Annotated in this window: 12 protein-coding genes; 2 read left to right on the top strand and 10 right to left on the bottom strand. The window is 54.7% G+C overall.

The genetic code is table 11. The features are described 5' to 3' along the window. Positions 1-62 precede the first annotated feature (62 nt). Positions 63-2249, top strand: coding sequence for a TonB-dependent siderophore receptor (locus tag GBC03_19655; GenBank protein ID QFS72260.1), 2187 nt, complete (start codon positions 63-65; stop codon positions 2247-2249). A 57-nt stretch (positions 2250-2306) separates the two neighbouring features. On the opposite strand, the gene GBC03_19660 is transcribed toward GBC03_19655, so the two are convergent. The 8 genes from GBC03_19660 to hinT all read right to left on the bottom strand — a co-directional run bounded on the left by GBC03_19660 (position 2307) and on the right by hinT (position 8379). Further along, positions 2307-2846 carry a glycine zipper 2TM domain-containing protein gene (locus GBC03_19660; GenBank protein QFS72261.1) on the bottom strand — a complete coding sequence of 180 codons (540 nt, stop codon included), beginning with the start codon at positions 2844-2846 and terminating at the stop codon, positions 2307-2309. A gap of 185 nt (positions 2847-3031) precedes the next feature. After that, on the bottom strand, positions 3032-4336 hold the full coding sequence (locus GBC03_19665; GenBank protein QFS72262.1) for an FAD-dependent oxidoreductase: 1305 nt from the start codon (positions 4334-4336) through the stop codon (positions 3032-3034). Positions 4337-4582: 246 nt separating this feature from the next. Then, a complete protein-coding gene (locus GBC03_19670; GenBank protein ID QFS72263.1) occupies positions 4583-5125 on the bottom strand; it encodes a hypothetical protein in 543 nt (180 codons plus the stop codon). Positions 5126-5146: 21 nt separating this feature from the next. Further along, positions 5147-6172, bottom strand: coding sequence for a beta-N-acetylhexosaminidase (gene nagZ / locus GBC03_19675; protein QFS72264.1), 1026 nt, complete (start codon positions 6170-6172; stop codon positions 5147-5149). A gap of 10 nt (positions 6173-6182) precedes the next feature. Then, positions 6183-7007, bottom strand: coding sequence for a thiamine kinase (gene thiK / locus GBC03_19680; protein ID QFS72265.1), 825 nt, complete (start codon positions 7005-7007; stop codon positions 6183-6185). Further along, positions 6988-7620, bottom strand: coding sequence for a penicillin-binding protein activator LpoB (gene lpoB / locus GBC03_19685; protein QFS74074.1), 633 nt, complete (start codon positions 7618-7620; stop codon positions 6988-6990). The genes thiK and lpoB overlap by 20 nt, the downstream gene beginning before the upstream one ends. Positions 7621-7642: 22 nt before the next feature. Then, the gene (locus GBC03_19690; GenBank protein ID QFS74075.1) at positions 7643-8017 is read right to left on the bottom strand and encodes a DUF1425 domain-containing protein; all 375 of its coding nucleotides are present in this window, start codon (positions 8015-8017) and stop codon (positions 7643-7645) included. 2 nt (positions 8018-8019) lie between these two features. Next, positions 8020-8379, bottom strand: a complete 360-nt coding sequence (hinT, locus tag GBC03_19695; GenBank protein ID QFS72266.1) for a purine nucleoside phosphoramidase — start codon at positions 8377-8379, stop codon at positions 8020-8022. A 351-nt stretch (positions 8380-8730) separates the two neighbouring features. Here hinT and fhuE point away from each other — a divergent pair, with 351 nt between their 5' ends. Further along, positions 8731-10926: a ferric-rhodotorulic acid/ferric-coprogen receptor FhuE gene (gene fhuE, locus GBC03_19700; GenBank protein QFS72267.1), complete on the top strand. Its 2196-nt coding sequence runs from the start codon at positions 8731-8733 to the stop codon at positions 10924-10926. 117 nt (positions 10927-11043) lie between these two features. Here fhuE and ptsG read toward each other — a convergent pair whose 3' ends face one another. Together ptsG and GBC03_19710 are read right to left on the bottom strand one after the other, a co-directional pair. Then, positions 11044-12477, bottom strand: coding sequence for a PTS glucose transporter subunit IIBC (gene ptsG / locus GBC03_19705; protein QFS72268.1), 1434 nt, complete (start codon positions 12475-12477; stop codon positions 11044-11046). 292 nt (positions 12478-12769) lie between these two features. Further along, entirely contained in the window at positions 12770-13567 is a 798-nt protein-coding gene (locus GBC03_19710) for a metal-dependent hydrolase (GenBank protein QFS72269.1), read from the bottom strand.

A 13567-nucleotide genomic window follows, 5' to 3' on the forward strand; every position in this document is an offset into this window, starting at 1 on the left:
CAGCTGGCACCGACCGGCTAAAACACCATCACCTGCACAGATATTTTCAGAAAGGAATGCGAATGAATAAGCGTCTTTGGGTCCTCAACCCGATCCTGTTGGCTCTGACTCTGCCCGCTGCGGCGGCACAAACAGAAGAAGAAAACCTCATCGTCAGCGCCAACCGCAGCCAGAAAACCGTCGCCGAAATGGCGCAGACCACCTGGGTGATTGAAGGCCAGGAAATTGAGCAACAGGTTCAGGGCGGAAAAGAGTTTAAAGACGTGCTGGCACAACTGATCCCCGGCATTGACGTCAGCAGTCAAGGCCGCACCAACTACGGTATGAACATGCGCGGTCGCGCGATTGTCGTGCTGATTGACGGCGTACGCCTGAACTCATCGCGTACTGACAGCCGCCAACTGGATGCAATTGACCCTTTTAACATTGCACACATAGAGGTCATTTCAGGCGCAACGTCGCTGTATGGCGGCGGCAGTACCGGCGGCTTAATTAACATCGTCACTAAAAAGGGCCAGGCGGAACGCCAGGTAGAGCTTGAACTGGGCGGTAAATCTGGCTTTAACAACAGTAACGATCGCGACGAGCGCGTTGCCGCAGCGGTCAGTGGCGGAACGGATCGTGCGTCTGGCCGACTGTCCGTGGCTTATCAGCGCTTTGGCGGCTGGTACGACGGCAATGGCGACGCCCTGATGCTCGACAACACGCAAACCGGTCTGCAACACTCCGATCGTCTGGATGTGATGGGAACCGGGACTCTCGACATCGATGACCAGCGCCAGATACAGTTGGTCACCCAGTATTACAAGAGTCAGGGGGATGAGGATTACGGATTGTACCTGGGTGAAAATATGTCCGCCGTTACCGGCAGCGGCACCGCCAGCACCCGCAGCGGACTCAGTTCTGACCGTATTCCAGGGACTGAGCGCCATCTGATCAGCCTGCAATACTCCGACGCGGACTTCTTCGGTCAGAATCTGGTCAGCCAGATCTATTACCGCGATGAGTCGCTGAAATTCTACCCTTTCCCGACGCTCAGCAAAGGTCAGGTGACCAGCTTCTCAGCCTCGCAGCAGGACACGGACCAGTACGGTGCCAAAATCACGCTCAACAGCCAGTTGATGGATAACTGGGAGCTGACGTGGGGTGTCGACGCGGACCATGAAACCTTCGACTCCAACCAGAAGTTCTTCGATCTGGGCTGGTCTGTGCCGTCAGGCGGAATGGACAACCGCACGGCCTATACGACAGGGCGCTACCCCGGCTACAGCATCACCAACTTCGCCCCGTTCCTGCAAAGCAGTTATGACATCAATGACATCTTCACCCTGAGCGGCGGTGTGCGCTATCAGTGGACGGAAAATCGGGTTGATGATTTTGTGGGCTATGCGCAGCAGCAGGGGATCGCCAATGGTTTAGCGAGCTCTGCCGATGTCATTCCTGGAGGTAAAACCGATTACGACAACTTCCTGTTCAACGCCGGACTGTTGGCGCATCTCACCGAACGCCAGCAGGCGTGGTTTAACTTCTCCCAGGGCGTTGAGCTGCCGGATCCCGGGAAATATTACGGCAACGGCACTTACCAGTTGGTGGGCGATCGTTACCAACTCCAGCGCAGCGTGAACGTGGCAGATTCGCGTCTGGAAGGCATCAAGGTCAATTCGTATGAGCTGGGCTGGCGCTATACCGGCGATAATCTGCGTACCCAACTGGCGGCGTACTATTCGACGTCCGATAAGTCGATTGTGATTAACCGTAGCGATATGACGATCCGCGTGGAACCTGACGATCGCCGGATTTACGGCGTGGAAGGCGCGGCGGACTACTTTATCCCTGACAGCGACTGGAGTCTGGGGGCGAACTTTAACGTGCTGAAATCCGAAGTGAAACAGAACGGGAAATGGGAAAAATGGGATGTGACGCTGGCCTCACCGTCCAAAGCCACCGCCTGGGTCGGCTGGGCGCCAGAGCCGTGGTCGTTGCGGGTTCAGACCCAGCAATCGTTCGATCTCAGCGATGCCAGCGGCAACAAGCTGGACGGCTATAACACCGTGGACTTTATCGGCAGCTATCAGCTCCCGCTGGGTAAACTGACCTTCAGCATTGAAAACCTGCTGGATGAAGATTACACCACCTTGTGGGGACAGCGCGCGCCATTGCTGTACAGCCCAACCTATGGCAGCCCGTCGCTGTACGAGTATAAGGGTCGGGGTCGTACCTTTGGTCTGAACTACGCCTTAACCTTCTGATAAAAAAAGCCCCTCAGCCTGAGCGAATGAGGGGCTAACTTGCAGAGTACAGCTTTTTTACGCTTTGTTATTCAGAATCAACTGGCCGTTGTTATCCAGCGGGATCTGCGTGCCAGGATCCTTATCCATGCGGATCTTGCCCTGCTGGTCGCCAATTTTGTAGGTGACGTCGTAACCGAGCATTTTTTCCGATTTGTCATAGACGGTTTTGCAGCGTTGCTGTGTGGACGTATAAGTGTCGTTTTCCTGCATTGAGCCCTGGATTTGGTTGCCGGCGTAACCGCCCCCCAACGCCCCGACCACCGTCGCCACGTCTTTACCTCGTCCGCCGCCAAACTGATGACCAATCACGCCACCGGCAACCGCACCCAGCACCGAACCGGTTATGCGGTTCTCATCCTGAACAGGTTTGCGATGCGTCACCGTCACGTTGCGACACGCCTGACGCGGCGTCTTAATCGTCTCTTTGATCGGTGTTGCAGAAACCACCTGAGCATACTGTGGGCCACGATCAAACACGTTCAGACTGGCAACCGCCGCCACACCCAGCGCAGCAGCTACGCCAATCCCTATACCCGCCAACATCGATTTATTCACGGGAGATCCTCCTTCTTTGCTATTGGTTACAATTTTGCAACCAATGCAATAAGACGCCCATCAGACAGTGGATGAAAATATCGCTGATCGCGGCTAAAACAGGATGATTCAGAGAACTCTGAAGGTAGAAGAAGAATGATGAAGGCGCTCAGCACCGCCAGCAGACGGTGCTGAGTCAGGCAGGATTAATGCAGTTTCAGACGCGGACGGATCACACGGTTAATGCTGCCCACCAGCATCATCAGACCGGTTTTGAAATAGCCGTGCAGCGCGATCTGGTGCATACGGTACAGAGAGATGTAGACAAAGCGAGCGATACGCCCTTCCACCATCATCGACCCTTTCGTCAGGTTGCCCATCAGACTGCCGACGGTCGAGAAGTTAGAGAGCGAAACCAGCGAACCGTGATCTTTGTACTGATACGCTTTCAGCGGCTTGCCGTTCATCTGAGCCAGAATGTTGTTCATCGCGCAGGTCGCCATCTGATGCGCAGCCTGAGCACGTGGCGGCACAAAGCCCCCTTCCGGACGCGCGCAGGAGGCACAGTCGCCAATCGCGTAAACATCAGGATCGCGGGTTGTCTGCAACGTCGGTTCTACCACCAGTTGATTAATCCGGTTGGTCTCCAGGCCGCCAATCTCTTTCATAAAGTCCGGCGCTTTGATCCCCGCCGCCCAGACCATCAGGTCGGCTTCAATATATTCGCCGTCTTTGGTATGCAGGCCGCCCGCATCCGCACTGGTCACCATCGTCTGGGTCAGGACGCGAACGCCAAGCTTTGTTAACTCGTTATGCGCCGCTGCAGAGATACGCGGCGGTAGCGCAGGCAGAATGCGTTCACCGGCTTCCACCAGCGTCACGTTCAGCGCGTCGTTGGTCAGCCCTTTGTAACCGTAACTGTGCAACTGTTTCACTGCGTTATGCAGTTCCGCTGACAGCTCTACGCCGGTGGCGCCGCCGCCGACGATTGCAATATTCACCTTGCCGTTCGCGCCAAGATTCGCGGAATATTTCAGGAACAGGTTCAGCATTTCCTGATGGAAACGACGTGCCTGATGCGGGTTATCAAGGAAGATACAGTTCTCTTTGACACCCGGCGTGTTGAAGTCGTTGGAGGTACTGCCCAGCGCCATCACCAGCGTGTCCCAGGCAATTTTGCGCTCAGGCACCAGCAGCTCACCCTTCTCATCGCGCAGTTCTGCGATGGTGATGGTTTTCGCTTCGCGATCGATATTCATCACAGAACCCAGCTGGAACTGGAAGCCGTGGTTACGGGCATGCGCCAGATAGCTCAGCGCGTCCACGCCTTCATCGAGCGATCCGGTCGCGACTTCGTGCAGCAGAGGTTTCCACAGGTGGCTGTGATTCCTGTCAACCAGCGTGATTTTCGCTTTTTTTTTGCGACCCAGCTTGTGCCCTAACTGCGTCGCCATTTCCAGTCCGCCAGCTCCCCCGCCGACAATCACGATCTTTTTCAGTGGTGTAGTCAACGTGACCCCCTTAAAATGATTAACCAATTGTTAATTAAACGTTATAAACATAGCCTTTAATTAACAACAAGTTACGACAATGAAAATGTCCTTCGAGAGTGAGAATAACACATGCGGTGCATTGGTCATACCAAAATTGATGTGTATCAAGTTTTGCTGCTGAAAAGATAGACAACGCCGGAAAAACAGGCAAAAAAAACCAGCCCGAAGGCTGGCTTGATCCGACGATTCCGGCTGACGCAGGTTTTAGCCCAATGTCTTAAACGCCTTGATTCGCTGCAGGTGCGGCGAAATATTCTTAAACTTATGCGTCTGCTCTTCGTCCCACACGATCTCATAGAAATGGTGTAGCTCTTCAGAAGCGCGCTGACTGTTCAGGGCTTCGTCATGACGCGAGAGAATGACCAGGCAACGATCGCGATTTTTCTCGCGAAAATTGGTCACACACTTGGTCGCAATATCCGCATACTCTTCCGGACGATCGATCTTGCCTTCCATATTTTCATACGGGAACAGGTTCGGATTAAACACCACCTGGCGAACATCACAAAGAAAACCAATGCGTTCAGCCCAGTAGCCGCCGAGGCCAACGCCGCAAATCAACGGACGCTCATCAACATTGAGCTGCAACATTTTGTCTACTTCTTTCAGCAGATGCTGCATGTCATGTTTCGGATGACGCGTGCTGTAGCTTATCAGTCTGACGTCCGGGTCGATAAACTGCAGCTGCAAGACTTTTTCGTGGTTTCCCGGACTGCTGGAGTCGAAACCGTGTAAATAGATAATCATCGCATCCTCACCAAACGTGCGTTAATGACCTGCTTTCTCTTCCTGCCAGCGTTCATGTAACTGGTTGAGCTGCGCGCTGACGGTTTTCCAGCGAGCCGTGTCCATCAGTTCCTGACGCGAAAATGAACCTTTATGATACAAACGTGTAACACGCTCTGCATTGATCGGCGACAGATTATCTAACACACTGACCGCCCCTTTACGATTATTGCAGACCAGAATCATATCACAACCCGCGTCCAGCGATGCCTGCCCGCGCTCGGCATAGCTGCCCATGATTGCCGCCCCTTCCATCGACAGGTCATCAGAGAAAATAACGCCGTCAAAGCCTAGCTCCTGGCGCAAAACCGTTTTCAGCCAGTGCGGGGAACCGCTCGCCGGACGCGGATCGACAGCGCTGTAAATGACGTGCGCCGGCATGATGGCGTCCAGCTTGTTTTCCGAGATTAGCGTACGGAAAACCGACATATCTTTTGCACGAATTTCCGCTTCAGGACGCGGATCGGTCGGCGTCTCTTTATGCGAATCCGCAGTAACCGCGCCGTGACCCGGGAAATGTTTGCCGGTGGTTTTCATTCCCGCCGCATGCATGCCGTCAATAAAACGGGTCGCCATCGCCAGCGCGTTGAGCGGGTCAGCATGATAGGAACGTTCGCCAATGGCGGCGCTGATATGTCCGACATCCAACACCGGCGCAAAGCTGATATCGATGTCCATCGCGATCATTTCACTGGCCATCAGCCATCCGGCCTCTTCCGCCAGCCTGCCGCCCTCTTCCAGCCCGTGCAGCGCCGCAAAGGACTGCGCGGCTGGCAGCCGGGTAAATCCTTCACGGAAACGCTGTACGCGCCCACCTTCCTGATCGACGGCGACCACCAGATGGTTGTGCGACGCCGCGCGGATCTGGCGCACCAGTTCACGTAACTGCGCCGGGTCGTGGTAATTGCGCGCAAACAGAATCAAACCGCCCACCAGCGGATGAGCCAGGATCTCCCGCTCTTCCGCATCCAGCTCAAACCCTTCGACATCCAACATTACTGGACCCACACTGCTCTCCTTAATTCTTCGTTGCCAGCTGCCGCCAGGTTGCATCAGCCAGACTGATAAATTGTCGTTCGCCGGTCTGTTGCCAGCGGTATTCAAACCAACCGGCCTTCAGCATCAGTATCCACGGATACCAGCGTCTGACCTGTTGCCATAATTGTTGCCCGTCCATGCGCGCGCGAACGGCATAGGCCTGCACCAGTTGCCGGTGTTGCTGAACATCCTCCACCCACACCGCCGCCAGTTCAAGGGCGACATCACCGTCTCCGGCGTATTCCCAGTCGATCAGCCGCAGTCCTGCTGAGCCGTGAACGATGTTCGCGGCATGGACATCCATATGCAGCGGCGCGAGGCGCAGCGGACGCGGCTCGCCCTGCTTGCGCAGACGTTTCAGCGCTCTCAGCCAGTTCGGGGTTCGTCGTGCCGGATCGCTCCCCTGCCAGTATTGCTCCAGCAACGGTAGCAGATGGATACGCCAGCCGAAGCGAGGCTGCTGATGAAGATAATACAGTAAGCCCGCCAGTTCGTCGGCATCCGGCAGCCCCGATTTTATCTCGCCAGGGACGTAGTCCACCGCCATCCAGCCGGGTATATAAAAACGCGGCTTCGGTGCAAGGTGTTCAGGTAACCGCGATAAGGCGTGATATTGGCGTAAAAAATGCGCTTGCGGCGCATCGGGATCGTGATGACGGCGAAGAACCAGCCGCTGGGTTGAGTTTTCAATAATCACGCACCCGCCGCTAAGACCACGCTGGCCTTCGGCGACGGGACGATAGTGCGGAAAGTAGCGCAACAGCACTGCGTCGCGCCCTGGTATGTTATTGCTGCTGAACGGCACCTTTACCTGACCAGATTATCTCGCCAGTTTGTACCAGCATTAATTGCATTTGCAGCGATGGCGCGTTGACGTTACCCGAAGCACTGGAATACAACACATAGTGCGCGCCGACATTACGGGCAATACCAATCGCCTTGCTGCGCGTTCCCAGACTGTCCTGCGGCGACAGCCCTAACTGCTGTTTTGCCAGCGACAGCTGTTGCGCGGAGACCAGGGTAAATTTGCCATTGTTCGCCAGCGCATTACGCAGCGTTTCTGTGGCTTCGCCTGCGTTTAGCGAACCGTTAGTGCGGTTATTGACGCTATCGACCAGCAGTACGCTCCCCGCCGTGACGCCATCAGCCTGCAGCATTTTGCCTACCATCGGCTGCATCGCGCTATTCCAGTCGTAATGACGTATGCGCGGTGCCGGTGCCGCGGTCTGATCTTCATGTTCAATAGGACCCGGCTGTCCCGGGATCGTGGGAACCGAAGGTACCCCCGGAGCGGGTTCTTGCGGCTGCGCGGGCTGTTCCGGTGTGGGTTTCACCTCATCAACCGGTGCAGGTTCACGTTGCACCACACAACCGGACAGGAACATCGCCAGCGCGGCTATCAATGCGTAGCGACTCATTTTTGTCTTCAAGATTCACCCCTTACAAATAAAGATAAAGTCTGACTTTGTGCGCCCCCAGATAATTGGCGCTGCCATACAACGTGACCGACGAATGCGCTGGTATCGTCACGCTGCGTGGCGCTTCCAGAGGGTGCATCTCCAGCCCTCTGGCGTCATACCAGTAAAAGCGATAATGAACGGTAACGGGTTCTTGCCTTTCGTTATACAGCGTTGAGGATGCAGAGGGCTGAATATCAGACGTGGTCAACGTCGGCTCTTGCGCGGTGATCCCCGCCGCCAGTAGCGTCGACTCCATCACCAGCGACTGCTCATCGCTTACCGGGATCTCAGGATGAGAACGGCACCCGGCAAGTAAGAGCAGACCCAGCGAAAGCGCAATGCATCCTCTGATCATCATTACAGCCCTTTGTGCGCGAGCATAGGACCGAGCGCGCGACCGCCCAACAGATGCATATGGATGTGATACACCTCCTGGCCGCCATGACGATTGGTGTTCATGATCAAGCGGTAGCCATCTTCGGCAATGCCTTCCTGTTCGGCAATTTTTGCCGCAACGGTAATCATCCGTCCCAGCGCTTGCTCATGCTCAGCGGTAACATCATTAACCGTCGGGATCAGAACGTTGGGGATGATCAGAATGTGTGTAGGCGCCTGCGGTGAAATATCCCGGAATGCCGTCACCAGGTCATCCTGGTAAACGATATCGGAAGGGATTTCACGACGAATAATCTTGCTGAATATAGTCTCTTCTGCCACGACGTTTTCCTTTTCTAAAAATAGCCATGCGTGATGTCATGCTACGCTGAGCCACACTGCGAGTATAGAGTATTAGCGACTTAACCCCGCTCTTTCAACCTTAACCCACGATTTCTTAAGCAAAAAATCGCCTCAGTGATGCGCTTATCGCCATTTGTCCCCTCTCCTGCGCAAAAAAGTAGTGAAACAAGATTTCAGAAAGCAAGTTACATCTGTTTACAGAGATAATATGAATGCGTATATTTCGCATTTGCATTTTCATGCGCATTTAACGGTTAGAAAAATAAAAAGGGGCTCATCGCCACCTCTTACGGCCTGAGCCAGGACTCGTTCACGATTAAGGGCTTTCTGATGTCTTTCACAACACACAACAGGGATGAACAATGTCAGGCTGCTGCAACACCATCGTTGCTGGCAGCCTGTATCGCTATGGCACTGATGCCATCCATGAGTTTCGCGGCGGCCACGCCAGAAGAGACCGTCATTGTCGACGGTTCTGCGCCAGCGACCACCTCGGACAGTGACGAACGGGATTACAGCGTCAAATCCACTACCGCCGGAACCAAAATGATGATGACCCAACGCGATATTCCGCAGTCGGTCAGCATCATCAGCGAGCAACGCATGGATGACCAGCAGTTGCAAACGCTGGGCGACGTGATGGACAGCACGCTCGGGATCAGCAAAAGCCAGGCGGACTCTGACCGCGTCAGCTACTTCTCCCGTGGTTTCCAGATTGATAACTATATGGTCGATGGTATTCCGACCTATTTCGAATCCCGCTGGAATCTGGGTGATGCCCTCACCGATATGGCACTCTACGAGCGCGTGGAAGTGGTGCGCGGCTCAAACGGCCTGATGACCGGTACGGGCAACCCGTCGGCCTCCATCAATATGATCCGTAAACATGCGACCAGTCGTGAGTTCAAAGGCAACGTATCGGCGGAATATGGCAGCTGGAACAAACAGCGCTACGTGATGGATCTGCAAAGTCCGCTCACCGATGACGGTAATGTGCGCGCACGCGTTGTGGCGGGTTATCAGGACAACGACTCCTGGCTCGATCGCTATCACAGCGAGAAAAACTTCTTCTCGGGCATTATTGATGCTGACCTGGGTGAAACCACCAGCCTTGCCGCCGGCTATGAATATCAGAAAATCAAAGTGGACAGCCCTACCTGGGGTGGTCTGCCACGCTGGAATACCGACGGCAGCAAAAACAGCTACGACCGCGCCCGCAGCACCGCGCCAGACTGGGCGTATAACGATAAAGAGATCAACAAAGTCTTTGTCACACTCAAACAGCGTTTTGCCGACACCTGGCAGGCGACGATGAATGCGACCCACTCGGAAATCAAATTCGACAGTAAAACGATGTATGTCGATGCGTACGTGAATAAGGCAGATGGCATGCTGGTCGGTCCTTACGGCAGCTACGGACCGGGCTATGACTACGTTGGCGGCACGGGCTGGAACAGCGGCAAGCGTAAGGTTGATGCGCTGGATCTCTTTGCCGACGGCGGTTATGACCTGTTCGGTCGTCAGCACAACCTGATGTTTGGCGGCAGCTACAGCAAACAGAACAACCGCTATTTCAGCTCCTGGGCAAACGTCTTCCCGGCTGAGATTGGCAGTTTCAATAACTTCAATGGCAACTTCCCGCAAACCGACTGGGCACCCCAGTCGCTGGCCCAGGACGACACCACGCACATGAAGTCGCTGTACGCTGCGACGCGTATTTCGCTGGCTGACCCGCTGCACCTGATCCTCGGCGCGCGCTACACCAACTGGCGTGTCGATACCCTGAGCTACAGCATGGAGAAAAACCACACCACGCCATATGCCGGTCTGGTTTACGACATCAATGATAACTGGTCAACTTACGCCAGCTACACCTCCATCTTCCAGCCGCAGAACAAACGCGACAGCAGCGGGAAATACCTCACGCCGGTCACCGGCAACAACTATGAGGTAGGTCTGAAGTCCGACTGGATGAACAGCCGACTGACCACCACCCTCGCCGTGTTCCGCATTGAGCAAGATAACGTTGCCCAATCGACAGGTGCCCCAATTCCGGGTACCAATGGCGATATCGCGTATAAAACGGCGAACGGAACCGTCAGCAAAGGGGTTGAATTCGAAGTTAACGGGGCGATCACCGATAACTGGCAGATGACCTTTGGCGCAACGCGGTACGTTGCGGAAGATAATGAAGGCAACGCCGTCAATCCGAATCTGCCGCGTACCAGCGTCAAGCTGTTCACCAGCTACCGTCTGCCGGTAATGCCCGACCTGACCGTGGGCGGCGGCGTGAACTGGCAGAACCGCGTGTACACCGACACCGCGACGCCATACGGCACCTTCCGCGCAGAACAAGGCAGTTACGCACTGGTGGATCTGTTCACCCGCTACCAGGTGACCAAAAACTTCTCTGTGCAGGGTAACGTCAACAACCTGTTCGATAAAACCTACGACACCAACGTCGAAGGATCGATTGTTTATGGTGAGCCGCGCAACGTGAGCATCACCGCAAACTATCAGTTCTGATCGCCCTGTCGATGACGGCGTTGGCGCTTTACCCGGTTATCAGCGCGTCATCAGGTGTTCCAGAATGTAAAAAAGGCAGCCATTTGGCTGCCTTAGTTCTCCCCAACTTATTTGGTCTTAGCTGTTACGGATGTATTCATCCATCTCAGTTTTCAGGTTATCGGACTTCGTACCGAAAATAGCCTGAACACCGGAACCGGCAACCACCACACCTGCCGCACCCAGTTTCTTCAGGCCAGCCTGATCCACTTTCGCCACGTCAGCCACGCTGACGCGCAGACGGGTAATGCACGCATCCAGGTTAGTGATGTTTTCTTTACCACCAAACGCCGCAATCAGCGCCGGTGCCATTTCACTGGTCGCGCCCGCTTTCGCGTCGTCGGTATTATCTTCACGACCCGGAGTCTTCAGATCCAGCGCTTTAATCAGCACGCGGAAGATGGTGTAGTAAACAATCGCATAGCCCGCACCAACAATCGGGAACAACCACAGCTTGCTGCTGTTACCGGACAGCACGATAAAGTCGATCAGACCGTGTGAGAACGACGTACCGTCACGCATACCCAGCAGGATACAGATCGGGAACGCCAGCCCAGCCAGAATCGCATGGATAACGTACAGGATCGGCGCAACGAACATGAAGGAGAACTCGATCGGCTCGGTGATACCGGTCAGGAACGAGGTCAGCGCTGCGGAGATCATGATGCCGCCCACTTTGGCGCGGTTTTCTGGTTTAGCGGAGTGCCAGATAGCAATGGCAGCAGCCGGCAGACCATACATTTTGAACAGGAAGCCGCCAGACAACATACCCGCAGTCGGGTCGCCCGCCATGTAGCGAGGAATATCGCCGTGGAAGACCTGACCTGCCGCGTTGGTGTACTCGCCAATCTGCATCTGGAAAGGAACGTTCCAGATATGGTGCAGACCAAACGGTACCAGGCAGCGTTCAATGAAGCCGTAAATACCGAACGCCACGACCGGGTTCTGGTAAGCAGCCCACTGAGAGAACGTCTGGATAGCAGTACCGATCGGCGGCCAAATGAAGGACAGGACCACACCGGTAAAGATCGCCGCCAGACCAGAAATGATCGGCACGAAGCGCTTACCAGCAAAGAAGCCCAGATACTCAGGCAGCTTGATACGGTAGAAGCGGTTAAACATGTACGCTGCAATCGCACCGGAGATAATCCCCCCGAGTACACCCGTATCCGCAAGGTGTTTTGCTGCGATCTCTTCAGCAGGTAAATGCAGAACCAGCGGCGCGACCACAGCCATGGTTTTCACCATGATGCCATAAGCGACAACCGAAGCCAGAGCCGAAACGCCATCATTGTTGGTAAAGCCAAGCGCGACACCAATAGCGAAAATCAGCGGCATGTTTGCAAAAACAGAACCGCCGGCTTCTGCCATCACGTGCGATACAACGGCTGGCAGCCAGCTGAAGTTTGCGGAACCGACGCCCAGCAGGATACCTGCGATAGGCAATACGGATACCGGCAGCATCAGCGATTTACCGACCTTTTGCAGGTTAGCAAATGCATTCTTAAACATAATTGAGAGTGCTCCTGAGTATTTGTGCTTTCTACGTTCACACGCATTGGCGAGGGGGGAGAACCCCGCCGTGGACAGGGCATCTAAGTGCCCTTTATTTATTACACAGAGTAAAATAAATCGGCGAAATATAGTTTGACGGCTATCACGTTTCAACTCTGGAGAGCGCATCAAGTTGCACATTTTGCCAAAAAGGGTATCAGAATGTGTCAGATTGCTCATTCACCGCCCACTTTGTGGCGGTGAACTTTACTCGCTTTAATTATTAATTACGAGCTTTAAAAAAACTCAACTACGAGGCTGACTGCAGACGGGAAGCGTTGATATGGAACAGGCGGGCAAAGTTGTCGGTGGTTATCTGCGCCAGTTCTTCAACCGCCACACCTTTCAATACGGCCATGTATTCTGCCACGTCGCGAACCATCGCAGGCTGGTTCTCTTTCCCCCGATGCGGCACCGGCGCGAGATACGGGGAATCCGTCTCCACCAGCAGTCGATCCAGCGGCACATACCGCGCGGCGTCACGTAACTGTTCAGCATTACGGAAGGTCACAATGCCGGAAAAGGAGATATAAAAGCCCAGATCCAGTAGTTTACCCGCCGTTTCTCTGTCTTCTGTAAAACAGTGTAGTACGCCGCCACAATCCGTCACGTTTTCATGGCGAAGAATCGCCAGCGTATCAACGCGGGCATCGCGCGTGTGGACGATAACCGGCTTGTTCAGTTCACGACCGATCTGGATATGCTGAATGAACGACTCCTGCTGGCGCACTTTTGTCTCAGGGGTATAAAAATAGTCCAGCCCCGTCTCTCCCATCGCCACAACGCCCTCGTCAGCCGCCAGATGACGCAGTTCTTCCAGATCATAGGGTTCGTCCTGATTTAGCGGATGCACGCCGCAGGAGAAAACGACGTTATCGCGCTGACCAACCAGTTCCCGCATGCCGCGGTATCCCGGCAGCGTCGTTGCCACCGCCAGACAGAATTTCACATCGCGCGCGGCCGCCTTCGCCAGCACGTCATCCACATCCTTATGCAGAGATTGATAATCCAGGCCATCAAGATGGCAGTGCGAGTCGACTAAAAACAT

Origin of the sequence: Citrobacter telavivensis, from assembly GCA_009363175.1 — a bacterium.
GTDB lineage: Bacteria > Pseudomonadota > Gammaproteobacteria > Enterobacterales > Enterobacteriaceae > Citrobacter_A > Citrobacter_A telavivensis.

Excerpts from the sequence above, each read along its gene's own strand:
- GBC03_19655 (QFS72260.1), top strand. The coding sequence starts at position 63 with ATGAATAAGCGTCTTTGGGTCCTCAACCCGATCCTGTTGGCTCTGACT.
- GBC03_19670 (QFS72263.1), bottom strand. The coding sequence starts at position 5,125 with ATGATTATCTATTTACACGGTTTCGACTCCAGCAGTCCGGGAAACCAC.
- lpoB (QFS74074.1), bottom strand. The coding sequence starts at position 7,620 with ATGAGTCGCTACGCATTGATAGCCGCGCTGGCGATGTTCCTGTCCGGT.
- GBC03_19690 (QFS74075.1), bottom strand. The coding sequence starts at position 8,017 with ATGATCAGAGGATGCATTGCGCTTTCGCTGGGTCTGCTCTTACTTGCC.
- fhuE (QFS72267.1), top strand. The coding sequence starts at position 8,731 with ATGTCTTTCACAACACACAACAGGGATGAACAATGTCAGGCTGCTGCA.
- ptsG (QFS72268.1), bottom strand. The coding sequence starts at position 12,477 with ATGTTTAAGAATGCATTTGCTAACCTGCAAAAGGTCGGTAAATCGCTG.
- GBC03_19710 (QFS72269.1), bottom strand. The coding sequence starts at position 13,567 with ATGTTTTTAGTCGACTCGCACTGCCATCTTGATGGCCTGGATTATCAA.